Here is a 24,908-nt window from a genome sequence, read left to right on the forward strand (position 1 = left end):
GCACGACAGCAACCCAAGCGCGGAAAATCGCGTGGGTCCGAGACGTCAAACGGAGTTAGAGCTGAGGGGGGCGCCACAACCCGGACGGGTCATGGGAAGACATTACGGAGTCGGGATGAACGGCAATGACCGGGGTAGCCGGCAGCGTCTGGAAGGCGACGGAAGCGAGAGCGGGCGAATAGACCTGACCGAGCTTGCAGTCCTGCCCGAACTTGCACGGGCTCGACGATTTGGCTTTCGACGAGGAGCCCGCCGCATCACCATCGGTCCCCATCTGGCAGCAGTCGTGCCCCGCCGGCATCACCATGGGGTGACTCATGTCCGACTGCATCGGACAGGGACTGCTCGACGGCACGTCGACAGCCGCCGCCCCGGCGAAGGGAAGCGCCAGGGTCAACAGCAGGACGAGGATCAGCCGGAGCAGTTTCATGGCGAGCGATTATAAGCAGAAAACGGGGCACCCGCAGCATTCAGGTGGAGTTCTTTTCACCATACACCATGCCGACGGAATCCGGGAGATCTTTTCCACGCCACGGTTGCTGGCAAGCCTCTCCCCCTCTCACTCGTCGGCATGCTCCTCGGCGACATGATGCGCCATGTCGGCCAGCATGCCGCTGACGTGCTTGTCGGCCAGTTCATAAAAGACCTGCCTAGCCTGGCGGTGGCCGCGCACCAGCCGGGCGCCGCGCAGCAGCCGCAGGTGGTGGCTCACCAGCGGTTGCGACAGCTCGAGGCTCTGGGCGATGTCGCCGACCGAGCGCGGCGCGTCGAGACAGAAGAACAGGATACGCAGGCGCGTCGGGTCGCCCAGCAGGCGGAACGTTTCCGCCAGCACGATGGTGTCGGCTGGGGACGGGGGCGAAAGGCGGCTCAATGCTTGTGTCCTTGCTGGCAATGGTCATGATCGGCTTGCTCGCCGTGGGCGTGATCGCCGTGCTCATGGTCGTCGTGATCGTGGTGGTGCCGATGGGCGGCATTGCCATGGGAACCCATGAAGCAGGCGCCCTGCTCCGTATCGGGCCAGTCGATGGCAACGGTGGCGTGGGCGATGCCGAAGCGCGTCACCAGTTCCGCCTCGACGGCCCGGACCACCGCGCGCAGATCGGCACCGGGCTGGGGCTGCACGTGCAGCGTGGCGAGCACCCGGCCCGAGGTGATGGACCAGACGTGGACGTGGCGGACATGCGCCAGCTCCGGCAGGGCTTGCTTGAGATGGCGTTCGATGTCTTCCGGCGTGGCGTTGTCCGGCGCGCCTTCGAGCAGGATGTGGAGCGAGCCGCGCAGCAGCGACCAGGCACTGCGCAGGATCAGCAGCGAGACGAAGATGGACAGGATCGGGTCGATCGGTGTCCAGCCGGTGAAGTAGATGACGATGGCGGCGCTGATGGCGGCCACCGAGCCCAGCAGGTCGCCCAGCACGTGCAGCACCGCGCCCTTGATATTGACGTGCTCGCTATCGCCGCGCGTCAGGATCCAGAACACCAGGAGATTGACGAGCAACCCCAGCGCCGCCACGACGAACATCGGCCCGGCGAGCACCTCGCCGGGATGGCGAAAACGGTTGATGGCCTCGATGGCAATCCAGATGACGATGCCGAACAGGGTGATGGCATTGATCAGCCCGGCAATGACCTCGAAGCGCATGTAGCCGAAGGTGCGCTTTGCGTCGGCCGCCCGCCTGCCGAAGCGGAAGGCGCCGTAGGCCAGGGCGAGGGCCGCCGCGTCCGTCAGCATGTGGCCGGCATCCGCCACCAAGGCCAGCGAACCGGACAGCCAGCCGCCAACGGCCTCGACGATCATGAAGCCGAAAGTGATGAGAAAGGCGACCAGCACCTTGCGCTGATTGTCGTCCCCTACCGTTGGCGCGTGGGAATGCGAATGGTCGTGGCCCTCATGCGAATGCGGCATGGCATGCTCCGGGTTGATTTGGCATTAATATATAAATACGTGTTCATATATTTAATGTCAAGGCGGAGCGGTGTCTGTCTCGTGAGCAAGCGGGCCGTCTGTCAGGGTTTCCGGAACCCCTCCCCTGGCTGGACAAGGGATACAGGGGCTGCCGTCCCCCCTGCCGCACCACGATGCCTCGTGTAAACTCGCTCCCCATACCCACCCCGGAAGGATTTCGATGAACTGGTCACACGAACTGATGGGCAGCGTGATCTGGCTCGCCAAGGCATTCGCGTGTTCACTGGTGGCGATTACCGTCGTTGCCACCCTGCTGGCACGCTATACGTCCTGGGGACGACAGTTCTGGCAATTGACCGGCTCCTACTTCAAGCCGGCCCGAAGCTGGCGCCCGATCCTGGTCTTGATGCTCGTCTTGCTGCTGACCTTGTTTGCGGTACGCATGAACGTGCTGTTCTCGTTCTGGTACAACGGCTTCTATAGCGCCCTGCAAAAGCTGGAGGCTTCCGCCGCCTGGTACTTCGTAGGCATATTCGGCGTCCTGGCCACCGTGCATGTCGGCCGTGCCTTGCTGGATTACTACGTCAGTCAATCGCTCCAGATTCATTGGCGCGTCTGGCTCAACGACACACTGGTCGAGCGCTGGCTCGGTCAGCAGGCCTATTACCGCGCGCAATACGTCGACCAGCCCGCGGACAACCCCGATCAGCGTATCCAGCAAGACGTGGCCAGCTTCGTGAGCAGTTCGCTCAGCCTGTCGATGGGGCTGGTCAACGCGGTCGTTTCCTTGATCGCCTTCACGACGATCCTCTGGGGACTGTCCGGTCCGCTGGCGGTCTTCGGGCTGCATATCGAGCGCGCCATGGTCTGGCTGGCTTACGGCTACGTGCTGGTTGCCACGCTGTTCGCCTTCAAGGTCGGGCGGCCTTTGATCGGGCTGAGCTTCCTCAACGAGAAACTGAATGCGAACTACCGTTACGCGCTGGTCCGCCTGCGCGAATACAACGAGAGCGTCGCCTTTTTCGGGGGCGAGGCGGTGGAGCGCAAGCATTTCGCCCGGCAGTTTGAAGAAGTGATCAAGAACGTCTGGGCCATCGTCCACCGGACCCTGAAGCTGTCCGGCTTCAACCTCGCCATCAGCCAGGCGGCGGTGGTGTTTCCCCTGCTGGTGCAGTTGCCGCGTTTTCTGGCCAAACAGATCTCGCTCGGCGACATGATGCAGACGGCCAATGCCTTCAACCAGGTGCAGGATGCGCTGTCTTTTTTCCGCGCGTCCTACGATAACTTCGCCGATTACCGTGCCGTGCTCAATCGTTTGACGGGCTTTCTCGACGCCATCGACGCGGCCGATAGCCTGCCACGGCCCAGCATCGATACGGCTGGTGAACGCCTGGGCTTGAACGCCCTGACGCTGACCAAGCCAGACGGCTCGCTGCTGGTCGCCAACCTGAGCCTCGATATCGCCTCGGTCCAGCCGCTGCTGGTGCGCGGCAGTTCGGGCTGCGGCAAGACCACGCTGTTGCGCTCGATCGCCGGCCTGTGGCCCTACGGCGAGGGGAAGGTCAGCAAACCGGATGGCCTGGACACCCTCTTCCTCTCGCAGAAGCCGTACCTGCCACTCGGCACCCTGCGCGACGCACTTCATTACCCCGGTATTCCGGATCAGGACGGCCGGGCCCGCGAGGTGCTCACCCTATGCCGGCTGGGCCACCTGATCGACATGCTGGACCAGGAGCAAGACTGGTCGCATATCCTGTCGCTGGGCGAGCAGCAGCGCCTCGCGTTCGGGCGCATCCTGCTCAACCGGCCGGATGCGGTTTTCCTGGACGAGGCGACCTCGGCCATGGACGAGGATCAGGAGGCCGCCTTGTACCGGCTGCTGCAGGAGGCCCTGCCGCAGACCATGGTGATCAGCGTCGGCCATCGCAGCACCTTGCGCGCCTTCCACCACACCGAACTGACGCTGACCGGCGGCGGCCGCTGGGAACTGCAGGCATTGGCGACCGGGGTGAGAAACGTGGTGGCGTGAGAAACAGCGCCCATCAGCGCCATTCCCGCCGCCATGCAGCAGTGCGCTCAGCCGCGGAACATGAAGTACACCGCACCGACCATGCACAGTGCCGCCCAGACGAAGTCCCACTTGAACGGCTGGTTCATGTAGAACATGGCGAACGGCACGAACACCGAGAGCGTGATGACTTCCTGCAGGATCTTGAGCTGCGGCAGCGTCATGCTGCCGAAACCGATGCGGTTGGCCGGCACCTGCAGCAGGTATTCGAACAGCGCGATGCCCCAGCTGGCAATCGCCGCCAGGTACCAGGGCTTGGCGCTCAGGTCCTTGAGGTGGCCATACCAGGCGAAGGTCATGAAGACGTTGGAGCAGATCAGCAGCAAGACGGTGGAGAGCAGCGGGGAAGGCATCGGTGAAGGCTCGTGGTAAGATATTTAATTAAAGGCGCGATTCTACCCCACACGGGGCGCCGCGAAATTGCACGATTCTTCCCGAACGGAGCATCATGAAATCTTTGCTGACCTGTCTGGCCCTGGCGGCCCTGCCCTTTTCCACGCTGGCGGCGCCGGTGGTGGAACTGATCACCAACAAGGGCAACATCGAGATCACGCTGGATTCGGCCAAGGCGCCGAAGACCGTCGACAACTTCGTGGCCTACGTCAAGGCCGGCCACTATAACGGCACGGTGTTCCACCGCGTGATCGACGGCTTCATGATCCAGGGCGGCGGCTTCGACGCCAAGCTGCAGCAGAAGCCGACGCGCGCGCCGATCGCCAACGAGGCCAACAACGGCCTCAAGAACGACATCGGCACCATCGCCATGGCGCGCACCAACGATCCGAACTCGGCCACCGCGCAGTTCTTCATCAACGTCGCCAACAACGACTTCCTGAATTACCAATCGTCCACGCCGCAAGGCTGGGGCTATGCCGTGTTCGGCAAAGTGAGCAAGGGCATGGATGTGGTGAACCGCATCGCCAAGACCCGCACCGGCTACATGAACGGCTATGAGAATGTGCCGTTCGAGCCGATCGTCATCCAGAAAGCCATCCTGAAACCCTGATTAGGACAAGACTAATGATCAAACTGACCACCACCTTTGGCGACATCGTGCTGGAACTGGACGCCGAGAAGGCGCCGATCACCGCCGCCAACTTCGAGCAGTACGTCAAGGACGGCCACTACGACGGCACCATCTTCCACCGCGTGATCAACGGTTTCATGATCCAGGGCGGCGGCTTCGACGCCGACTTCAAGCAGAAGCCGACGCGCGATCCGATCAAGAACGAGGCCAACAACGGTCTGTCCAACAAGACTTATACCGTTGCCATGGCGCGCACCCCGGACCCGCACTCGGCCTCGGCGCAGTTCTTCATCAACGTGTCCGACAACGATTTCCTCGACTTCAAGTCGGAAAGCGCCCAGGGCTGGGGCTATGCGGTGTTCGGCAAGGTGGTGGAAGGCACCGACGTGGTCGACCGCATCAAGGCCGTGAAGACCGGCCGTCACGGCATGCACCAGGACGTGCCGGTGGAAGCGGTGGTGATCACCAAGGCTGAAATCATCTGATTCTGAGCCGCTAGCAAAACCCTCTTGGCGTTGTTGCGCGGCTTTGCCGTACTACTTGTACTGTCTGCAGCCGCGCGCCTAGCCAAGACCGCTATGCTGGGTTTTGTTAGCGGCTCTTAGATTCCGGCCGCCTGCTGGCGGCCTTTTTCGCTTATGGCCATCCATTTCATTTCCGACCTGCACCTCTGCGAAGAGGTGCCCGAACTCAACCGCCTGTTCGCCGCCACGCTGGCCGACTGGCGTGGCCAGATCGATGCACTCTACATCCTCGGCGACCTGTTCGAGGTGTGGGTGGGCGACGACGATAGCTCGCCGTTCCTCGACGAGACGCTGGCAGTGCTGCGCGACTTTTCCGCCGCGACGCCGCTCTACGTGCTGCGCGGCAACCGCGACTTTTTGCTGGGCGAGGGCTTTGTCCGCGCCAGCGGCGCCACCTTGCTGAACGAACCGGCGCAGATCGAGGCCTATGGAAGGCCTTATCTGCTGGTACACGGCGACGCCGAGTGCACCGACGATCTGCCCTACCAGCAGTTCCGCGCCATGGCGCGCAACCCGCAGTGGCAGCAGGCGATGCTGGCGCGCCCGCTGGCCGAGCGCCATGCCATCGCACGGCAGGCGCGCGGCATGAGCGAGGCCGGCAAGGCGGCGAGCGGGCTGACGGCGATTTCCGACGTCACCGACAGCGCCATCGTCGCGCTGCTCTCGGCGCACGGCTGGCCGACGCTGATCCACGGTCACACCCACCGCCCGGCGGTACATCGCCACAGTGACGGCACGCACTCGGCGGAACGCTGGGTGATCGCCGACTGGCACGACGGTCGCGGCGGCTATCTGAGGCTGGATGAGAGCGGGCTGTCGGCGCATCCGCTGGGTTGACCTCCCCCCTCGAAAGCGTGGCCGAAACGGCGAAAACGCCCGTTTCGGCCACTTTTTTGCCACTTTTCACGCCATTTCAGGGTAAACCCGCAAGGGCAAGCCCCAAATGACGGCACGTTCCGTCCTGATTAGAGTGCGAGCACCGTCCAGCTTCCGTGGACAACGACGCTCGCAAAGGGCCAACGCCGGCGACGACCGGCGCCGCCCCCAAACAACTATCAGGAGAGAACATCATGTGGTCTCACGTTTACGATCCGCTGGGCAATGCGCTGTTGTCCACGCTGGTCTCCGCCATCCCGATCCTCGTGCTGCTGGGCGGGCTGGGCATCTTCCACATCAAGGCGCATATCGCGGCCCTGCTCGGCCTGGTCGCCTCGCTGCTGGTCGCCATTGCCGTGTACGGCATGCCGAGCGACTTGGCCATGAGCGCCACGCTCTACGGCGCGGCCAACGGCCTCTTGCCGATCGGCTGGATCATCCTCAACGTGATCTTCCTGTACCAACTGACCGAGCGTAAGGGCGAGTTCACCATCCTGCGCGAGAGCATCACCGGCATCACCAACGACCGCCGGCTGCAGCTGCTGCTGATCGCCTTCTGCTTCGGCGCGTTCTTCGAGGGCGCCGGCGGCTTCGGCACGCCGGTGGCCGTAACCGGCGCCATGTTGATCGGCCTGGGTTTCTCGCCGCTGGCCGCCTCGGGCCTGTCGCTGATCGCCAACACCGCCCCGGTGGCCTACGGCGCGCTCGGCACTCCGATCACCACGCTGGCCAAGGTGACCGGCCTGGACGTGATGCAGATTTCCGCCATGGTCGGCCGCCAGTTGCCGTTCTTCTCGCTGATCGTGCCGTTCTGGCTGATGTGCGCCTTCTGCGGCTTCAAGAACACCATCAAGATCTGGCCGGCGGTGCTGGTGGCGGGCCTGGCCTTCGCCCTGCCGCAGTTCCTGGTATCCAACTACATGGGGCCTGAACTGGTGGACGTGATCGCCTCGGTCAGCTCGATGGCGGCACTCGCGATGTTCCTGAAAGTGTGGCATCCGGCCGAGATCTGGACTTCGACCAACGGCACCGCCAGCTACAGCAGCAACGGCGAGAAGCGCGCCAACCATGGCTATACCCGCAGCCAAGTGGTCCGCGCCTGGTTGCCGTGGCTGATCCTGTCGGTGATGGTCTTCCTGTGGGGCACGCCGTCGTTCAAGAAGGCGCTGGATGGCCTGTTCTTCATGCAGATCGAGTGGCCGGGCCTGCACAACCTGGTGCAGAAGATGCCGCCGGTCGTGTCCGAGCCGCACCTCGAAGCCGCCGTCTACAAGCTCAACCTGCTGTCCGCCACCGGCACCGGGATTCTGCTCGCTTCGATCATTTCGGCCTTCGTCATCGGCTACCGCCCGCTGGAGATCGTCAAGGTATTCGGTCAGACCCTGTGGTCGCTGCGCTATTCGCTGATCACCATCGTCGCCATGCTGGCGCTGGGCTACCTGACCCGCTACTCGGGCGTGGACATCACCCTGGGCCTCGCCTTTGCCCATACCGGCGTGTTCTACCCCTTCTTCGGCACCCTGCTGGGCTGGCTGGGCGTGGCGCTGACCGGCTCCGACACCGCCTCCAACGTGCTGTTCGGCGGTCTGCAGAAGACCACGGCGGAGCGTCTGGGTCTGTCCCCGATCCTGATGACCTCGGCCAACACCTCCGGCGGCGTGATGGGCAAGATGATCGACGCGCAGTCCATCGTGGTCGCCTCGACCGCTACCAAGCTGTACGGCCAGGAGGGGGACATCCTGCGCTACGTGTTCTTCCACTCGATCGCCCTGGCCTGCCTGGTCGGCCTGCTGGTCACCGCAATGGCCTACGTGCCGCCGCTCACCACCCTGGTGCTGTGGCCGTAAGGAATGATTGATACGCCGCCCAGGCGAAAACGGGGCGCCGATGGCAACATCGGCGCCCCGGCTGCTGACAGAGTGCTTTGATGCGTTTTTACAGGACCCGGCAAAGCCGGGCCTCTCCACTTCAGTAATTGATTCCGCAGCCTGTCTATCTATTCCCAATCCCCCTGCCCTTGCCCTGCAAGGGAGCCTCGCTACGCTCGAGAGGATTTGCCAACGATCCTCGGACTCCGCCCTCAGCCGATGTGCGCGATGCGCAGCAGATTGGTGGCGCCGGGCGTGCCGAACGGCAGGCCGGCGACGATGGCGATCGCCTCGGCGGTCTTGCCGAAGCCTTCCTGCTTGGCCGTCTCGCAGGCCAGCTCGCTCATCTCGCTCACGTCCAGCACGGCCGGGCTCAGCACCGGGTAGACGCTCCACGCCAGGGCCAGGCGGCGCGCGGTAGCCATTTCGGGGGTCATGCCGATGATCGGGGCGTGCGGTCGCTCGCGCGCCATGCGCAGGGCCGAGTAGCCCGAGGTGGTGTAGGCTACCGTCGCCGCCACCGGCAGAGCACTCACGGCGCAGCGCATGGCGGCGCCGATGGCACCGGCGCTGTCGGCGCGGGGCGCGGCATGGGTCGCATCGAGGGCATGGCGGTAATGGGGATCGGCCTCGGTCTGGGCGATGATGTTGCTCATCATGCGCACCGCCTCGACCGGATATTTACCCGAGGCCGATTCCGCCGACAGCATCACGGCATCGGCGCCGTCGTAGATCGCGGTGGCGACGTCCGAAGCTTCGGCGCGCGTCGGCACCGGGGCCGCAATCATCGATTCCAGCATCTGCGTGGCGACGATCACCGGCTTGCCGGCCTTGCGGCAGCTTTTCACGATGCGCTTCTGGATCGACGGCACCTGCTCGGGCGGCATTTCCACGCCGAGGTCGCCGCGTGCCACCATGACCGCGTCGGCTTGGTCGACGATGGATTCCAGGCTCCGGATGGCCATCGGCTTCTCCAGCTTGGCAACGATCCCGGCCCGGCCCTGGACGATGGCCTTGATCTCGACGATGTCCTCGACGCGCTGCACGAAGGACAGCGCCACCCAGTCCACGCCCAGGCTCAGGCCGAACTCCAGATCGGCCAGGTCTTTTGCGGTGAGGGCGGAGAGCGGAAGCACCACGCCGGGGACGTTCACGCCCTTGCGATCCGACACCACGCCGCCGGCGATGACGCGGGTCTCGGCGAAATCGGGGCCGAAACGCTCCACCCGCAGGCGCACGCGGCCGTCGTCGACCAGCAGATCAGCGCCGGCTTCCAGCGCGGCGAAGATTTCGGGGTGCGGCAGTGGCGCGCGTTGCTGGCTGCCGGGCTTGTCCTTGTCGAGATCGAGGCGGAATGCGGCGCCTTCCTCGAGGCGCACCGGGCCGTCGGCAAAGACGCCCAGGCGCAGCTTCGGCCCTTGCAGATCCATCAGCACCCCGATCGGCCGACCGACTTCCTGTTCGATGGCGCGGATCATTTCGAGGTTGCGCCGGTGGTCGGCGTGGCTGCCGTGGCTGAAATTGAGACGGAAGACGTCGGCGCCGGCTTCGAACAGGGCGCGGATGGTGTCCTGGTTGGCGCTCGCCGGCCCCAGAGTGGCGACGATTTTCGCGTTGCGTTTTCTGTACATGTCGAAGTCCCTCGGTAAAGCAGCCGCTCAGGCCGCCGGCGCGCCGGTGATGAGAATGGCGCGGAAGTCGTTGACGTTGGTTAGCGTCGGGCCGGTGACGACGGAGTCGCCGAGTGCGCCGAACAGGCCGTGCCCATCGTTGTTGTCGAGGCTGTCCCTGGGGCGGATGCCGAGGCTCCAGGCACGTTGGAGCGAGTCCGGAGCCAAGTAGGCGCCGGCGATTTCTTCCTGCCCGTCAACGCCGTCGGTGTCGCCGGCCAGGGCGTGGATGCCGGTCTGGCCGTTCAGCGCGACGCCGAGCGAGAGCAGGAATTCGACGTTGCGCCCTCCCCGCCCATTGCCGCGCACGGTGACGGTGGTCTCGCCGCCGGAGATCAGCACACAGGGAGGCTCGAATGGCGCGCTGCGCAAGGCTACTTGGCGTGCCATGGCCGCCATCACCTTGCCGACGTCGCGCGCCTCGCCTTCGATGCTGTCGCTGAGGATGTAGGGGCGGATGCCAGCCTCGCGTGCCACCTGCGCGGCGGCTTCCAGCGCCATCTGCGGGGTGGCGACGATGCGGATCTCGCTGCCTTGCAGGCGCGGGTCGTCGGGTTTGACCGATTCGCCCTGCCCGCTCTCCAATACCGCCCGGACCTTGGGCGGCAGCTCGATGCCGTAGCGGCGGACGATGGCGAGCGCGTCGTCGCAGGTGGTCGGGTCGCCCACCGTGGGGCCGGAGGCGATATCGCAGGGGTTGTCGCCCGGCACGTCGGAGATGGTCAGGGTGACGACCTTGGCCGGATGGCAGGCGGCAGCGAGGCGCCCGCCCTTGATCGCGGAGAGGTGGCGGCGCACGCAGTTCATCTCGCCGATGGTGGCGCCCGAGCGGAGCAGTTCGCGGTTGACCGCCTGCTTGTCTTCCAGCGTGATGCCGTCGAGCGGCAGGGCCAGCAGGGCGGAGCCGCCCCCCGAGATCAGGCAAAGCACGGTGTCGTCCGGCGTCAGATCGCTCACCAGCGCGCGGATGCGATGCGCGGCATCCAGCCCGGCGGCGTCGGGGACCGGGTGTGCGGCTTCGACGATCTCGATGCGCTCGCACGGCACGCGGTAGCCGTAGCGCGTCACCACCAGGCCGCTCAGCGGGCCTGGCCAGTGGTCTTCGACCGCCTTCGCCATGGCGGCGGACGCCTTGCCCGCGCCGATGACGATCAGGCGGCCCTTGGGCGGTGCCGGCAGGTGCGCCGGGATGCAGTGCGCCGGCTGCGCGGCGGCGATAGCGGCGCCGAACATGCGCTGCAACAGCTCGCGCGGTTGAATGGGGCTCGTCATGTCATGAATCCTCCTAAAGGTGCACATGGGCCAGGCGAGCAGGCCCGATCGATACCGCCGCATCACGCGACCGGCGGTTCACGATGCGGGCCGGTACGCGCCGCTCCGGCATCGCGCCGGGGAAACGACGCCCTGACATCGTAGAACTGGCAGCCCAGGCAGACATCGTGCAGATGCATGAAAATTTGTCGTGCTAGAATGATTTTTATGGGCAAATGCCCATCACGGAATATTGGCCAGCCCGTGGGCCGGATCAGTCGGGGTAACAGGGAGGACGAGCATGATCGGTTCCGAATTGGCGCAGCAGATCGTCGAGCGGGCGATGAAAATCATCCCGTTCAGCGTGAACGTCATGGATGCGCGCGGCATCATCATCGCGAGCGGGAACGTCGACCGGATCGGCGACCTGCACCCCGGTGCCCAGTTGGCGCTCGCCCGTGCCGGCACCGTCGAAATCGACGACGCGGCGATCCCGAACCTGCCGGGTGCCAAGGCGGGCATCAACCTGCCGCTGAGCGTGCGCGGGGAGATCTGCGGGGTGGTGGGCATCACCGGACAGCCCGAGCAGGTACGCCAGTTCGGCGAGCTGGTGCGTCTGACCGCCGAGATGATCCTGGAACAAGCTCAGCTCATCGGCGAGCTGCAGCGCGAGAAAAAATACCGCGAGGAGTTCGTGTTCCAGCTGATCACGCAGTCGGGCATGTCCAGCGCCAGCATGGAGGCCTGGGCGGCGCGCCTGGGTATCGACGTGCGCCAGACCCGGGCGGTGATCGTGCTGGAACTGGCCGAGGAGATGCAGCGCCCCGACGTGGCGCTGTCCCGCTTGCAGCGCGTGCAAACGGAACTGGCGACGCACTGGCCGGCGCTGCTGATGGCCGTTATCAACCCGCGCGAGCTGGCCCTCCTCGAACCGTTCGACGCCTCGGGGGGCCACCGCGAGCGTTCGACCCGGGCGCGCAAGCGCCTGCAAGCGCTCGCCGACGTGCTGGACGAGGAGCTCGGCAAGTCCTCGGTGCTGGCCATGGGGGTGGCCTTGCCCGGCCTGGACGGGGCGGCCGCGTCCTATCAGGCGGCGAAAAATACCGCCCGCGTCGGCCGCCTGCGCGATCCGCAGCGGCAGCTCTTCTCCTACTACGAGCTGAGCTTGCCGGTGCTGTTGTCGGGGCTGGACGTCGGCTGGCAGGCGGAGCAGCTGCAGCAGTTGCTGGTGCGGCTGAAAGCGTCCGACGGCAAGAGCGGCACGCTGCTCAAAACCTTGACGGCCTGGTTCGCCAACAACACCCACCCCAGTTCGACGGCCAAGGCCATGCATATCCATCGCAATACCCTGGATTACCGCCTGCAGAAGATCGGCGAACTCACCGGGCTGGACCTCGACAACACCGACGACCGCTTGCTGCTGTACGTCGCGCTGCAATTGAAAAACCCGTCGTCGAGCTGAGCGCCGGCAGGCATCGGGCCTGTCCCTCCATGCACGCCATATCCGGTTGCGGTGCGCGGCCACCCTGATCAAGACCACGACAAAGTAATACACTGACAGCATCCCCCCTCTGGCCGACCGAGAGAAGGAGCCAACATGAGGATGCTTCGGCAAGGCGGAGCGCGGCTGACAACGATGGTGCTCGCCCTGCTGCTGGCCGCCTGCGGCCAGGACGACGACCGAACCTACCAGGGTTATGTGGAAGGCGAATACCTCTACCTCGCCGCGCCCTCCGCCGGCTACCTGCAGACGCTGAACACCGCACGCGGCAGTCGGGTGCGCGCCGGCGCCGCGCTGTTCGCCATCGCCCCCGACCCGGAACGGCAGGGGCTGGAGGAAGCCGAGGCGCGGGTGCAATCGGCCGAAGAGAAGCTGCAGAACCTGAAGGAGCCGCGCCGGCCGCCGGAAATCGCCGCCGTCGAAGCCCAGTTGCAATCGGCCGAGGCCGCGCTGCGCCTGGCCGAGACCCAGTTGCGCCAGCAGCGGGCGCTGGCGCGCCAGGGCTTCATCTCGCAGGCACGGCTCGACGAGGCGATCGCCGCGCGCGAACAGGCCGCGGCCCAGGCCGATGCGCTGCGCCAGCAGCTCGCAAGCGCCCGCATCACGCTCGGCCGCCCGCCCGAGGTGCGCAGTGCCGAGGCCGAACTGGAGGCGGCCCGGGCGCTGGCGGCGCAGAAACGCTGGCAGTTGGAGAAGAAATCGGTGCGCGCCCCGGCCGGGGGCGAGATCGTTGAGACCTACTACCGCCCCGGCGAATGGGTGGCGGCCGGCCAGCCGGTGGCGAGCCTACTGCCGGACGACCGCCGGCGCATCCGCTTCTTCGTGCCGGAAACCGTGGTTGCCCAACTGCGCCCAGGTCGCAAGGTGGACGTCGCCTGCGACGGCTGTCCGAATCCGCTGTCCGCGACGGTGACCTTCATCGCGGCGCAGGCCGAATACACCCCGCCGGTGATCTACAGCCGCGGCAGCCGCGAGAAGCTGGTGTTCCGGGTCGAAGCCGTCCCCACCCCGCAGCAAGCCACGGTTTTGCGTCCCGGCCTGCCGGTAGACGTGCGCCTCTCGGGAGGATGAGATGGAATTCGCCATCGACGTCACCGCCCTCAACAAGCACTTCGGCGACAAGCACGTGGTGCGCGACCTGTCGCTGCAGGTGCGCGAGGGCGAGATCTACGGCTTTCTCGGCCCCAACGGCAGCGGCAAGACCACCTCGATCCGCATGCTGTGCGGACTGCTGACGCCGGACAGCGGCAGCGGGCGCTGCCTGGGTTACGACGTGCTGACGCAAAGCGCCGAGATCAAGCGCCAGGTGGGCTACATGACCCAGCGGTTCTCGCTGTGGGACGACCTGACCATCGCCGAGAACCTGGATTTCGTGGCGCGCATGTTCGGCATGAGCGGCCGGCGCGAGGCGGTCGACCGGGCACTGGAAGACCTCGGCCTGTCGGGACGGCGCGACCAGCTCGCCGGCACGCTGTCGGGCGGCTGGAAGCAACGCCTGGCGCTGGCGACCTGCCTGCTGCACCGCCCTCGCCTGCTGCTGCTCGACGAACCGACCGCCGGCGTCGACCCCAAGGCGCGGCGCGACTTCTGGGAGGAGATCCACCGCCTGTCGGCCGAAGGCATCACCATCCTGGTGTCGACGCACTACATGGACGAGGCCGAGCGCTGCCATCGCCTGGCCTACCTGTCCTACGGCAAGCTGCTCGCCGCCGGCACCGCCGACGAGGTGATCGCCGCCCAGCAGCTCGCCACCTGGGAGCTCTCCGGCCCCGGCCTCGGCGGCTTGGGCGAAGAACTGCGCCGCTTGCCGGGGGTGGAACAGGTAGCGAGCTTCGGGGCGCTGCTGCACGTCAGCGGCGCCGACGTCGCCACGCTGCAGCCCGAGCTCGAACGCTTCTGCCATGACCACGGCCTCGCGCTGGAGCGCGTCCCCTCGACGCTGGAAGACGTGTTCATCCGGCTGATGCAGCACAGCCAGGACCCGTTCCAGGAGGCGCCATGAGCCGCTCCCCCCTTACCCGTTTCTCGCTGCAACGCTGGCTCGGTATCGTCGTCAAGGAGTTCATCCAGCTCAAACGCGACCGGCTGACCTTCGGCATGATCATCGGCATCCCGATCATCCAGCTGACGCTGTTCGGCTTCGCCATCAATTCCGACCCCAAGCACCTGCCCACCGCCGTGGTGATGGCCGAGGCGAGCCCGTTCAGCCGCGCCTACCTCGCCGCGATGCGGAACAGCGACTATTTCGACCTGGTGGGCAGCGTGAGCAGCGAACGCGAGGCCCAGCGCCTGCTGGACCGCGGCGACGTGCAGTTTGTCATCACCTTCCCGGCCGGCTTCCAGCGCGCGCTGGTGCGCGGCGAGCAGCCGGCGCTGCTGGTCGAGGCCGACGCCACCGACCCGGTGGCCGCGGGCGGCGCGATCTCCGTGCTCAACCATCTCGGCAACGAGGTGTTCGCGCCCGACCTGCCCGGCTTCCACCCACCGGGAAAACCGCTGATCGAGTTGCGCATCCACAAGCGCTACAACCCGGAAGGGGTGACCGCCTACAACATCGTGCCGGGGCTGATGGGGGTGATCCTGACCATGACCATGGTGCTGATGACGGGGCTCGCCATGACCCGCGAGCGCGAGCGCGGCACCTTCGAGAACCTGCTGGCCACGCCCGCCACGCCGCTCGAGGTGATGACCGGCAAGATCGTGCCCTACATCCTGATCGGGCTGATCCAGGTGTCGCTGGTGCTGCTGGCGGCGCGCTGGATCTTCGGCGTGCCGATGCTGGGCAGCCTGCTGTTGCTGTACGCGGTGGTGCTGCTGTTCATCTGCGCCAACCTGACGCTCGGCATCACCTTCAGCTCGATCGCGCGCAACCAGCTGCAGGCGATGCAGATGACCTTCTTTTTCTTCCTGCCCTCGATACTGCTGTCGGGCTTCATGTTCCCGTTCCGCGGCATGCCGGGCTGGGCGCAGGCCATCGGCAACTGCCTGCCGCTGACCCATTTCCTGGTGCTGGTGCGCGGCATCCTGCTCAAGGGCAACGATGCCAGCCTGCTGTGGCCGCAGGTGTGGCCGATCCTGGCGTTCATGGCGGTGGTGTTGGGGATAGGACTGAAGACCTTCCGCCGCACGCTGGATTGAGAGGACAAGGGAGACCTGCACCACGTGAATGACGCTCCCCCGGTTCAGCCGTCCCTGCCCTCGCCCAGCTGCTCTCGCATCGTTTCCAACTCGCGCAGGCGATTGCTGATGCTGTCCCAGTAACGGGTATTGATGGCCGCGATCAGCGCATCGACCAGCATCAACAGCGGCGTATTGGTGTCCCATCCGGCAGGGCCGGCGGTATGTGCGGCCAGGGTGTAGCGGGCACAGCGCGCCGCCGGCGACAGCCACTGGTCGGTGAACAGCACCACCTGCACCTTGCGCTCGGCCGCCATTTCCGCCATGCGCCGCGCGTCTTGCCAGTAGCGGCGGATGTCGAACACCACCAGCACGTCGCGCTTGTCCATGTCCACCAGATGGTCGGCCCACCCCGCCGGCAGCGAGCGCAGCAGCGTGACGTCCGGGCGGATCACCTTGAGGTGGTGGCACAGGTAGGCGGCGATGGGTTCGGTCAGCCGACCGCCCAGCAGCCAGATGCGGCGCCGGGGGTCAGCCAGCAACTCCACGGCGCCGTCGAACTCGGCACGGCTGACGTTGGCCGCCGTCTGTAGCATCAACTCGGCCTGCCGGCGCACAAAGTTGCCGAGGAAATCGTCCTCCGCCGTCCCCGCCCCGGGGTCGCGCCGAACCAGCGGCGACTGCAGGCGGGCCTCCAGTTCGCTGCGCAGCGCCGCCTGGAACGCGGAGTAGCTGTCAAAGCCCAGTTTGCCCACCAGGCGCAGCACGGTAGGGCCGCTAACATCCACCCGGGCGGCCAGCTGCGCGATGGTTTCCAGGCCGGCCACCGGATAGTTCGCCAGCAATGTGCGCGCAATCTTGCGTTCGGTCGGTGTCAGCCGGTCCATTTCGGTGCGCAGCATTTCTGCAACAGAGCGGTTCTGGCTCATCGGGCGTCTCCATACAAGGTTTCTTACATCTTGGAGCAGTCGTCGCTGCAGTGCAACGTAATTTTTATTACAAATTAAGCTTGCACAGCAAAAAAATAACATTTACTACTATTGCAGAGGGGCGGAACAGGCTCCGTTTTCTGTCTGCAAGGAAAGGCTGAGGAGACAATGAATCCACTCGACGTAAAAACCGCCGCCGACCTGCGTACCTTGGTGCAAGAGCGCAATCTGCGGCAGATCAAGGTCGGGCTGTACGACCTCGATGGCGTTATGGCCGGCAAGTACATCTCGCGCGACAAGTTCCTGTCCGCCCTCGATGGCGGCTTCGGCTTCTGCGACGTGGTGTTCGGCTGGGACGTGAACGACCGGCTGTACGACAACACCACGCTCACCGGCTGGCAGAAGGGCTACGCCGACGCCCAGGTGCGGCTGATACCGGAGACCTGCCGCGAGCTGCCACTGGAAGACAACATGATCCTGGTGCAGGGCGAGGTGACGGGCCGGCTGGAAGCGCTCTGCCCACGCGGCCTGCTGCGCCGGGTAGCAGATCGTGCCCGCAAGATGGGCTTCGAGGCCATGGCCGGCATCGAGTACGAATTTCTGGTGGCCGATGAAAGCAACGAGTCGCTGCTCGGGCGTAGCTATCGCGACATCAAGCCGCTGGGACGCGGCGCCTGTGGTTACTCGGTGCTGCGCAACTCCGTCAACACCGAGTTCTACCGCGGCCTGATCGAGCTGTGTGAACGCATGAACATGCCGCTGGAAGGCTTCCACGAGGAAACCGGCCCCGGCCAGCTGGAGGCGGCGCTCACCGTGGACCAAGCACTGCCGGCCGCCGACAACGCCGCGCTGTTCAAGACCTTCAGCAAGGTACTGGCGCAGAAACAGGGCCGCACCGCCTGCTTCATGGCCAAGTGGCACCAGGACTATTCCGGCCAAGGCGGCCACATCCACATCTCGCTGAAGAACGGCGATGGCAGCAGCGCTTTCTACGACGCCAGCCAGCCGCACAATATCAGCCGCACCATGCGCCACTTCATTGGCGGCCTGCAACTGCTGATGCCGCAGTTCATGAGTCTCGCCGCCCCGACCATCAACAGCTTCCGTCGCCTGGTGCCCGGCTACTGGGCGCCCACCACCGCAACATGGGGCGTAGACAACCGCACCGTCGCCATCCGCGCCATTCCCGGCAGCGCCAAGTCGCAGCGCGTGGAATACCGCCTGCCCGGCGCCGACTCCAACCCCTACCTCGCGCTGGCAAGCGGACTGGCGGCAGGCCTCTACGGCATCGCCAACGAGATCGAGCCTGACGCGCCGATCAGCGGCAACGGCTACCTGCTTGACGTGTCGCCGGAACGCCAGCTGCCGCGCTCGCTGTGGGAGGCGGCCCAGGCACTGAAGCACTCCGCCGCCGCCCGCGACTGGTTCGGCGACGACTTCGTCGATCACTTCGCTGCCACCCGCGAGTGGGAGGAACGCGAGTTCCAGCGCCACGTGACCGATTGGGAATTGAACCGCTACTTCGAGATCATCTGACATGAGCCAGACCTTTTCCGTTATCTCCCCCATCGACGGCAGCGAGCTGCTGCAACACCCCTACCACGACACCGCCGCGGTGCGCGCCACACTGGACGCGGCCAAGCTGGCCAGAAAGAGCTGGCGCCACACCAGCCTGACCGAGCGCAAACTGATGGTAGGCCGCGCCGTGGACGAACTGGTGGCACGCAAGGAGCGCATCGCCGACGCCATCACCCGCCAGATCGGCCGGCCGATCAGCCAGTCGCCGGGCGAGGTGCGCGGGCTGGAAGAGCGCGCCCGCACCATGCTGGCGCTGGCCGACGAAGGGCTGGCCGACATCCGCCCCGCACCGAAAGAAGGCTTCGAGCGCTTCCTGCGCCGCGAGCCGCTGGGCACGGTGCTGGTGCTGGCTCCGTGGAACTACCCCTTCCTGACGGCCATCAACACCATCGTGCCGGCGCTGGTGGCCGGCAACGCGGTGATCCTCAAGCACTCCAGCCAGACGCCGCTGGTGGCCGAACTGTTCGACGAGGCGTTCAAGGCCGCCGGGCTGCCGGCCGGGGTGTTCCAGGTGCTGCACCTCGACCACGCCAGCACGCTGCAGCTGGTGGCCTCGCCTGACGTCGACTTCGTCGCCTTTACCGGCTCGGTGGAGGGCGGTCGTGCAGTACAGCGTGCCGCCGCCGAGCGCTTCATCGGCATAGGGCTGGAACTGGGCGGCAAGGATCCGGCCTACGTGCGCGAGGACGCCGACCTACCGTCGGCCATCGAGAACCTGGTGGACGGCGCCTTCTTCAACTCCGGCCAATCCTGCTGCGGCATCGAGCGCATCTACGTGCACCGTCGCCACTACGACGCCTTCGTCGCCGGCTTCGTGGAGCTTACCAAGGCTTACCGCTTCGGCAACCCGCTGGACCCGAACACCAACCTCGGGCCGATGGTGCGAGCCTCCTCGGCCGAGTTCGTGCGCGGCCAGATCGCCGAGGCCGTGCGGCAAGGCGCCAGCACGCTGATTCCGGCCGGCCACTTTGCCGCCGATGCGCCGGGCACGGCGTATCTCGCGCCACAGGTGCTGGTGAACGTCAACCATGGCATGCGCGTGATGAGCGAGGAAAGCTTTGGTCCGGTGATCGGCATCATGGCGGTGGACGGCGACGAGCAGGCCATTGCACTGATGAACGACAGCCGCTACGGCCTGACTGCGTCGATCTGGACCGCCGACCGCGACGCCGCGGTGCGCCTGGGCGAGCGCCTCGAAACCGGCACGGTGTTCATGAACCGTTGCGACTACCTGGATCCGACGCTGGCATGGACCGGCGTCAAGGACACCGGGCGCGGCGTGTCGCTATCGGTGCTGGGCTATGGCCAGCTGACTCGCGTCAAATCCTTCCACCTCAAGGACTAACCCGACAAACCGCCCCCGGCCTGTCCGTTGCAGCGACAGGCCGTCACCCGACAAGCAAAGGATCTAGCGTCATGCAACTCAAAGGCAACTGGAACTACCCAACCTCCATCCGCTTCGGCGCCGGCCGCGCCAGCGAGCTGCCGGCCATGTGCGGCGAGCTCTCCATCAAGCGCCCGCTGCTGGTCACCGACCCCGGGCTCGCGAAACTGCCGTTAGTCGCCCGGCTGATGGACTACCTGCAGACGGCCGGCCTGACGGCCAGCGTGTTCTGTGACCTGCGCCCCAACCCGGTCGGCCGCGACGTCGAGGCTGGCGTGAACGCCTACCAGGCAGGCCACCACGACGGCGTAATCGCCGTCGGCGGCGGCAGCGCACTGGATGTGGGCAAGGCCATCGCGCTGATGGTGGGCCAGGACCGCCCGCTGTGGGATTTCGAGGACGTCGGCGACAACTGGACCCGTGTCAACGTGGCCGGCGTGGCACCGACCATCGCCGTGCCCACCACAGCCGGCACCGGCTCTGAAGTGGGACGCGCCTCGCTGATCATCGACGAGAACGGCCACCGCAAGGTAATCATCTTCCACCCGGCGATGCTGCCCAGGCTGGTGCTGGCCGATCCCGAGCTGACCTGCGGCCTGCCTCACCACCTGACCGCTGCCACCGGCATCGACGCCTTCGTGCACAACCTGGAGGCGTTCTGCTCGCCGTTCTACCACCCGATCGCGCAGGGCGTGGCGCTGGAAGGCATGAAGCTGGTGCACGACTGGCTGGAAAAGGCCTGCGCGAACGGCAACGACATCGAGGCGCGCTCGCACATGCTGGCGGCGTCGATCATGGGTGCCACCGCGTTCCAGAAAGGGCTGGGCGGCGTGCACGCACTGGCGCACCCGATCGGCGCGCACTTCGACACCCACCACGGCCTCGCCAACGCCATCCTGCTGCCCTACGTACTAGTGAAAAACCGTCCGGCGATCGAGGACCGGCTGGCCGCCGCGGCGAGCTACATCGGCCTCGCCGACGCCAGCTTCGACGGCTTCCTCGCCTGGATCGTCGCGCTGCGCGCCAAGCTGGGCATCGCCCATACGCTGAGCGAGACCGGCATCGGCATTGAACACGCCGAGCAGATTGGCCACGAGGCCAAACAAGACCCGAGCGATGGCGGCAACCCGCTGCCGCTGTCGGCCGACGACTACGCGGACATCTTCCGCGCCGCCTGCGAGGGACGACTCCATGGCTAAACCTGTCATCGGGCTGACCACCTACCCACCCGGCCCGGGACACGGGCATCACACCCCGGACGACTACGTGAACGCCGTGGTGCGCGCCGGCGGGGTGCCGGTACTGCTGCCGCACGTGGGCGTTGCGATGGTGGAGGAATGGCTGTCATGCGTGGACGGCGTGGTACTGATCGGCGGCGGCGACATCGACCCCGAGCACTACGATGGTGGCCGGCACGACACCATCTACAACCTCAATCCGGCGCGTGACGACACCGAACTGGCGCTGGCGCGGGCAGTGCTGGCACGCCGCCTGCCGACGCTGGCGATCTGCCGCGGCCTGCAACTGGTCAACACCGTGCTAGGAGGCACGCTGCACCTGCACCTGCCGGACGTGGTCGGCGAGAAGACGCTGCACCGCGCGCCGCCGCGCGAGCCGGTACCACACGCCATCGAGGTAGCACCGGACAGCTGCCTCGCGACGCTGATCGGCACCGAGAGCAAGTCCGCCTCGTGGCACCACCAGGCAATCGACCGGCTGGGCGCAGGGCTGCGCCCGGTCGCGTGGGCGCCGGACGGCGTCATCGAGGCGGTGGAGCTGGACGGCCACCCGCAGCTGATCGCCGTGCAGTGGCACCCGGAAATCACTGCTGGACAGGATCGCACACAGCAGGCGCTGTTCGACCACCTGATCGGCATGGCCGCCAGCCGGCGGCGTTGAACTCGGGTCCTCCCGCCGCAAAAACCGCGTGCGGGGCACCCTCACTCGCCTGACAAACCGGCACAGACCGGTGCAGGCCTTCGGCGACAAGCCACCATGCATCAAGACTGGGAAAAAGGAGAAGTCATGGAGAAGCAAAAGGTCATACGGGAGCTGAAACCCAGCCTCAAGACCATTCATCTGTGGGGAATCGCCGTCGGTCTGGTGATTTCCGGCGAGTACTTCGGCTGGAGCTACGGCTGGGCCAGTGCCGGCACGCTGGGCTTTCTGGTGACATCGCTGGTCATCGCCGCGATGTACACCACCTTCATCTTCAGCTACACCGAACTGACCACCTCGATACCGCACGCCGGCGGCCCGTTTGCCTACGCCCGCCGCGCCTTCGGCCCCACCGGCGGCTTTCTCGCCGGCGCGGCAACGCTGATCGAGTTCGTGTTCGCCCCGCCGGCCATCGCGCTGGCGATCGGTGCCTACCTGAACGTACAGTTCCCGGGACTGGACCCGAAGCTGGCCGCCGTCGGCGCCTTTCTGGTGTTCATGGCGCTCAATATCCTCGGCGTGCAGATCGCGGCCACCTTCGAGCTGTTCGTGACGCTGCTCGCCATCGGCGAACTGCTGGTGTTCATGGGCGTGGTTGCACCGGGCTTCTCATTCGGCAACTTCGTCGCCAATGGCTGGGCTGGTGCGGAACAATTCTCCAGCCTGGCCTTCACCGGCATCCTGGCGGCGATTCCGTTCGCGATCTGGTTCTTCCTGGCAATCGAAGGCGCGGCGATGGCGGCCGAAGAGGCCGAAGACCCGCGCCGCACCATCCCCAAGGCCTACATCGGCGGCATCCTGACGCTGGTGGTGCTGGCGGTGGGGGTGATGATCATGGCCGGCGGCGTGGGCGACTGGCGCAAGCTGGCCAATATCAACGATCCGCTGCCACAGGCGATGAAGGCGGTGGTGGGCGATCGCAGTGGCTGGCTGCACATGCTGGTGTGGATTGGCCTGTTCGGCCTGATCGCCAGCTTCCACGGCATTATCATGGGTTACTCGCGGCAGATCTTCGCGCTGGCCCGCGCCGGCTACATGCCCCCCTGGTTCGCCAAGGTCCACCCGCGTTTCAAGACCCCGCACCGTGCCATCCTGCTGGGTGGCGCGATCGGCATCGCCGCCATCTTCAGCGACGAGTGGATCAAGTTCGGCGGCCAGACACTAACCGCCAACATCATCACCATGTCGGTGTTCGGCGCGCTGGTGATGTACATCATGTCGATGCTGAGCCTGTTCAAGTTGCGCTCCAACGAACCGCGCCTGGAGCGTCCGTTCCGTGCACCGTTCTACCCGCTGTTCCCTGCCATCGCACTGGCGATCGCCGTGGTATCGCTGATCACCATGGCCTGGCTCAACCAGCTGGTGTTCACCGGCTTCGTGCTGGCACTGCTGACTGGCTTCGGCTACTTCCTCGCCACCAAGCATCATCGCGACGCGGCCCCGCTCGACGAGATGCTGGAAGTGGGTCTGGCGGCGAGCAAGGACTGACCCCGCTCGCTCTCCTCTCGGGCCACACCGCACCGGTGTGGCCTTTTTGCGTCACGTCGCTGCCGCGCGGCACGCCGGGTGGCGACTCGCCCCCTCAGCTGGAACAGCTGACGCTGATCTCTTCCGCCCACTCCGGCGGGAAACCGGCGTAGGACTCGAACTCGGGCTGTTCGTCGAACGGCTTTTCCAGACAGCGGCTCAAGCGTTCGATCTCGCTGTAATCGCGCTCGTCACGCGCCTTGGCGATCGCCACCTCGGCCAAGTAGTTGCGCAGGACGTACTTGGGGTTGACGCGGTTCATGCGCAAGGCCCGCTCCGCGTCGACGCTTCCTTCCCACGCCAGCCGCTCGCGGTAGCGCGCGGCCCAGACGTCGAACTGCTCGCGCTCGACGAACAGGTCGCGGATCGGGGCGTTGAGCGCGTCGTCCTGGCGGAATCCGGCCAGCCGACGGAAGAAGATGGTGAAGCTGATGCGTGGCATCCTGCTCAAGGGCAACGACGCCAGCCTGCTGTGGCCGCAGGTCTGGCCCATCCTGGCGTTCATGGCGGTGGTTCTGGGAATAGGACTGAAGACGTTCCGCCGCACGCTGGATTAGGAGTCGCCAATAAAACGTCGAAGCGTGATAGTGGTAGGCCAGGCCCAGCGTTGCAGCGAGAGTGATCACTCATCATGGCTGACCAAGTGCTACTCACGCGACACAACGCCGCTACTCTTCCGTCTCTTCATAACGCATTTCGGGCCGATTCCATATCGGCACGGTTCATTCGGAACCTACTCCAGATGCCGGATAGCCTGACCAAGGCGCAGGTGAACAAATGGATTTCCAAGACCGCCTGGACATTGCACTGCATTAACAAAGCATTTCATCGTTTTTTCACGGTTTTTGAGGTGAAAGTGCATATCCCCAATTGCCGTATACAACCATGTTGCAGCTGGCCAATCTGTGTGGGGTTGTGGTAGCAATTTAATTGCCTCAAGGAATTTTGACTTGGCCTGCTCGTATTCCCCTATAGCAGCCAAGGAGTTTCCACACTCTGACAGTTGAGAGATTTTTTGATGCAGCTTTTCTTCTAATTGAGTCATGCATTTCCTGACACGAAGCCACGTTGGTTTCTAACGACCCAAGTTGAGGGGCGGGCCGCGCAACGCGCGGACCGTCCCTCTCCAACGCAATGTTAGACCCAGCGCCTAAGCCAGCCGCTGTAACCACAAAAACCGTCTGAGCCGTCACGTTAAAAGAAGCGAAGTCGCTCAATTACCGTTGATGCTTCATTTTCTTGCCTGACTCTCCATCTCAAGGCGATCAATAAGATTATCGTCCTGCCTCTTGTGAATCTTGTAGAGGACGGAGTCAGATAGTGTACTAAAAGGCAAATCAACGAGCGCAAAAGGCCATGCAATTACAAAAAATGGCATTGTCCATGCAACTTTCTTTTTCTCATCCGACTTTTCAGAGGCAAAGGCAAATGGCGCGGAAAGGATAAATAAATCGTCCTCCGCCCCAGCATACACCTTTGATTTAATTGCATAGCAAGAATTTATTCTTTCAGAATGACACTTACAAGAGTCGCCTGTGTAATCCCCTTTCCTGCAGGACTGAAAAGAATGATTTGAGTAGTCCTTAAATGTATTACCAAGCGAAGAACAACCTCCAATAAAGAAGGAGACCAAAATTGTAAAAAACACTTTCATTTTATCGCATCTCACTACTATGACAGACAAGGACCATTAATCTACCGAATCGTAGCACCCAGCCACGTCTAACGAAGCTGTACTAAAA

General features: G+C 65.0%; 25 protein-coding genes. 15 read left to right on the forward strand and 10 right to left on the reverse strand.

Going from position 1 to position 24,908, the window contains the following annotated elements:
- Positions 1–55: 55 nt before the first annotated feature.
- From PSEMAI1_RS0113930 to PSEMAI1_RS0113940, 3 genes are all read right to left on the reverse strand, one after another.
- Complete coding sequence (locus PSEMAI1_RS0113930) at positions 56–430, reverse strand: hypothetical protein (RefSeq protein ID WP_024303474.1); 375 nt, start codon at positions 428–430, stop codon at positions 56–58.
- Positions 431–559: 129 nt separating this feature from the next.
- On the reverse strand, positions 560–874 hold the full coding sequence (locus PSEMAI1_RS0113935) for a metalloregulator ArsR/SmtB family transcription factor (RefSeq protein WP_024303475.1): 315 nt from the start codon (positions 872–874) through the stop codon (positions 560–562).
- The gene (locus PSEMAI1_RS0113940) at positions 871–1,908 is read right to left on the reverse strand and encodes a cation diffusion facilitator family transporter (protein WP_024303476.1); all 1,038 of its coding nucleotides are present in this window, start codon (positions 1,906–1,908) and stop codon (positions 871–873) included. The genes PSEMAI1_RS0113935 and PSEMAI1_RS0113940 overlap by 4 nt, the downstream gene beginning before the upstream one ends.
- Before the next feature lie 220 nt (positions 1,909–2,128).
- Here PSEMAI1_RS0113940 and PSEMAI1_RS0113945 point away from each other — a divergent pair, with 220 nt between their 5' ends.
- A complete protein-coding gene (locus PSEMAI1_RS0113945) occupies positions 2,129–3,937 on the forward strand; it encodes an ABC transporter ATP-binding protein/permease (protein ID WP_156943144.1) in 1,809 nt (602 codons plus the stop codon).
- A gap of 47 nt (positions 3,938–3,984) precedes the next feature.
- On the opposite strand, the gene PSEMAI1_RS0113950 is transcribed toward PSEMAI1_RS0113945, so the two are convergent.
- Positions 3,985–4,329 carry a DMT family protein gene (locus PSEMAI1_RS0113950; protein WP_024303478.1) on the reverse strand — a complete coding sequence of 115 codons (345 nt, stop codon included), beginning with the start codon at positions 4,327–4,329 and terminating at the stop codon, positions 3,985–3,987.
- Between the two features lie 95 nt (positions 4,330–4,424).
- Here PSEMAI1_RS0113950 and PSEMAI1_RS0113955 point away from each other — a divergent pair, with 95 nt between their 5' ends.
- The 4 genes from PSEMAI1_RS0113955 to PSEMAI1_RS0113970 all read left to right on the forward strand — a co-directional run bounded on the left by PSEMAI1_RS0113955 (position 4,425) and on the right by PSEMAI1_RS0113970 (position 8,250).
- Positions 4,425–4,982 carry a peptidylprolyl isomerase gene (locus PSEMAI1_RS0113955; protein WP_051460227.1) on the forward strand — a complete coding sequence of 186 codons (558 nt, stop codon included), beginning with the start codon at positions 4,425–4,427 and terminating at the stop codon, positions 4,980–4,982.
- 14 nt (positions 4,983–4,996) lie between these two features.
- On the forward strand, positions 4,997–5,488 hold the full coding sequence (locus PSEMAI1_RS0113960; RefSeq protein WP_024303480.1) for a peptidylprolyl isomerase: 492 nt from the start codon (positions 4,997–4,999) through the stop codon (positions 5,486–5,488).
- A gap of 153 nt (positions 5,489–5,641) precedes the next feature.
- Positions 5,642–6,364, forward strand: coding sequence for a UDP-2,3-diacylglucosamine diphosphatase (locus tag PSEMAI1_RS0113965; protein WP_024303481.1), 723 nt, complete (start codon positions 5,642–5,644; stop codon positions 6,362–6,364).
- Between the two features lie 233 nt (positions 6,365–6,597).
- Positions 6,598–8,250 carry an L-lactate permease gene (locus PSEMAI1_RS0113970; protein ID WP_036986300.1) on the forward strand — a complete coding sequence of 551 codons (1,653 nt, stop codon included), beginning with the start codon at positions 6,598–6,600 and terminating at the stop codon, positions 8,248–8,250.
- 233 nt (positions 8,251–8,483) lie between these two features.
- On the opposite strand, the gene pyk is transcribed toward PSEMAI1_RS0113970, so the two are convergent.
- On the reverse strand, positions 8,484–9,902 hold the full coding sequence (pyk, locus tag PSEMAI1_RS0113975) for a pyruvate kinase (RefSeq protein ID WP_024303483.1): 1,419 nt from the start codon (positions 9,900–9,902) through the stop codon (positions 8,484–8,486).
- Between the two features lie 27 nt (positions 9,903–9,929).
- Complete coding sequence (locus PSEMAI1_RS0113980) at positions 9,930–11,213, reverse strand: glycerate kinase (protein ID WP_024303484.1); 1,284 nt, start codon at positions 11,211–11,213, stop codon at positions 9,930–9,932.
- A 280-nt stretch (positions 11,214–11,493) separates the two neighbouring features.
- Between PSEMAI1_RS0113980 and PSEMAI1_RS0113985 the strand changes: the two genes are divergently transcribed.
- From PSEMAI1_RS0113985 to PSEMAI1_RS0114000, 4 genes are all read left to right on the forward strand, one after another.
- Complete coding sequence (locus PSEMAI1_RS0113985) at positions 11,494–12,654, forward strand: sugar diacid recognition domain-containing protein (RefSeq protein ID WP_024303485.1); 1,161 nt, start codon at positions 11,494–11,496, stop codon at positions 12,652–12,654.
- Between the two features lie 135 nt (positions 12,655–12,789).
- On the forward strand, positions 12,790–13,764 hold the full coding sequence (locus PSEMAI1_RS0113990; protein WP_024303486.1) for an HlyD family secretion protein: 975 nt from the start codon (positions 12,790–12,792) through the stop codon (positions 13,762–13,764).
- A gap of 1 nt (position 13,765) precedes the next feature.
- Entirely contained in the window at positions 13,766–14,695 is a 930-nt protein-coding gene (locus PSEMAI1_RS0113995) for an ABC transporter ATP-binding protein (RefSeq protein ID WP_024303487.1), read from the forward strand.
- Positions 14,692–15,831, forward strand: coding sequence for an ABC transporter permease (locus PSEMAI1_RS0114000; protein ID WP_024303488.1), 1,140 nt, complete (start codon positions 14,692–14,694; stop codon positions 15,829–15,831). The genes PSEMAI1_RS0113995 and PSEMAI1_RS0114000 overlap by 4 nt, the downstream gene beginning before the upstream one ends.
- Before the next feature lie 44 nt (positions 15,832–15,875).
- Here the strand turns inward: PSEMAI1_RS0114000 and PSEMAI1_RS0114005 are convergent, their stop codons facing one another.
- Positions 15,876–16,739, reverse strand: a complete 864-nt coding sequence (locus PSEMAI1_RS0114005) for a MurR/RpiR family transcriptional regulator (RefSeq protein WP_024303489.1) — start codon at positions 16,737–16,739, stop codon at positions 15,876–15,878.
- Positions 16,740–16,907: 168 nt separating this feature from the next.
- On the opposite strand from PSEMAI1_RS0114005, the gene PSEMAI1_RS0114010 reads away from it, so the two are divergent.
- The 5 genes from PSEMAI1_RS0114010 to eat all read left to right on the forward strand — a co-directional run bounded on the left by PSEMAI1_RS0114010 (position 16,908) and on the right by eat (position 23,127).
- Positions 16,908–18,275, forward strand: coding sequence for a glutamine synthetase family protein (locus PSEMAI1_RS0114010; protein ID WP_024303490.1), 1,368 nt, complete (start codon positions 16,908–16,910; stop codon positions 18,273–18,275).
- A gap of 1 nt (position 18,276) precedes the next feature.
- A complete protein-coding gene (locus PSEMAI1_RS0114015; protein ID WP_024303491.1) occupies positions 18,277–19,662 on the forward strand; it encodes an aldehyde dehydrogenase family protein in 1,386 nt (461 codons plus the stop codon).
- Positions 19,663–19,733: 71 nt separating this feature from the next.
- The gene (locus PSEMAI1_RS0114020; RefSeq protein WP_024303492.1) at positions 19,734–20,900 is read left to right on the forward strand and encodes an iron-containing alcohol dehydrogenase; all 1,167 of its coding nucleotides are present in this window, start codon (positions 19,734–19,736) and stop codon (positions 20,898–20,900) included.
- Positions 20,893–21,600, forward strand: a complete 708-nt coding sequence (locus PSEMAI1_RS0114025) for a gamma-glutamyl-gamma-aminobutyrate hydrolase family protein (protein ID WP_024303493.1) — start codon at positions 20,893–20,895, stop codon at positions 21,598–21,600. The genes PSEMAI1_RS0114020 and PSEMAI1_RS0114025 overlap by 8 nt, the downstream gene beginning before the upstream one ends.
- A 126-nt stretch (positions 21,601–21,726) precedes the next feature.
- Complete coding sequence (eat, locus tag PSEMAI1_RS0114030; RefSeq protein WP_024303494.1) at positions 21,727–23,127, forward strand: ethanolamine permease; 1,401 nt, start codon at positions 21,727–21,729, stop codon at positions 23,125–23,127.
- Between the two features lie 94 nt (positions 23,128–23,221).
- Here eat and PSEMAI1_RS0114035 read toward each other — a convergent pair whose 3' ends face one another.
- Positions 23,222–23,608 carry a protein adenylyltransferase SelO family protein gene (locus tag PSEMAI1_RS0114035; RefSeq protein ID WP_024303495.1) on the reverse strand — a complete coding sequence of 129 codons (387 nt, stop codon included), beginning with the start codon at positions 23,606–23,608 and terminating at the stop codon, positions 23,222–23,224.
- Between PSEMAI1_RS0114035 and PSEMAI1_RS22330 the strand changes: the two genes are divergently transcribed.
- Positions 23,598–23,723, forward strand: a complete 126-nt coding sequence (locus PSEMAI1_RS22330) for a hypothetical protein (RefSeq protein WP_255327054.1) — start codon at positions 23,598–23,600, stop codon at positions 23,721–23,723. The genes PSEMAI1_RS0114035 and PSEMAI1_RS22330 overlap by 11 nt on opposite strands.
- A gap of 176 nt (positions 23,724–23,899) precedes the next feature.
- Here PSEMAI1_RS22330 and PSEMAI1_RS21845 read toward each other — a convergent pair whose 3' ends face one another.
- The gene (locus PSEMAI1_RS21845) at positions 23,900–24,211 is read right to left on the reverse strand and encodes a hypothetical protein (RefSeq protein ID WP_156943147.1); all 312 of its coding nucleotides are present in this window, start codon (positions 24,209–24,211) and stop codon (positions 23,900–23,902) included.
- A gap of 186 nt (positions 24,212–24,397) precedes the next feature.
- Positions 24,398–24,820 (reverse strand): YceK/YidQ family lipoprotein, encoded by a 423-nt coding sequence (locus PSEMAI1_RS21850; protein ID WP_156943148.1) that lies wholly within the window; start codon positions 24,818–24,820, stop codon positions 24,398–24,400.
- Positions 24,821–24,908 lie beyond the last annotated feature (88 nt).

This window comes from Pseudogulbenkiania sp. MAI-1 (genome assembly GCF_000527175.1).
GTDB lineage: Bacteria > Pseudomonadota > Gammaproteobacteria > Burkholderiales > Chromobacteriaceae > Pseudogulbenkiania.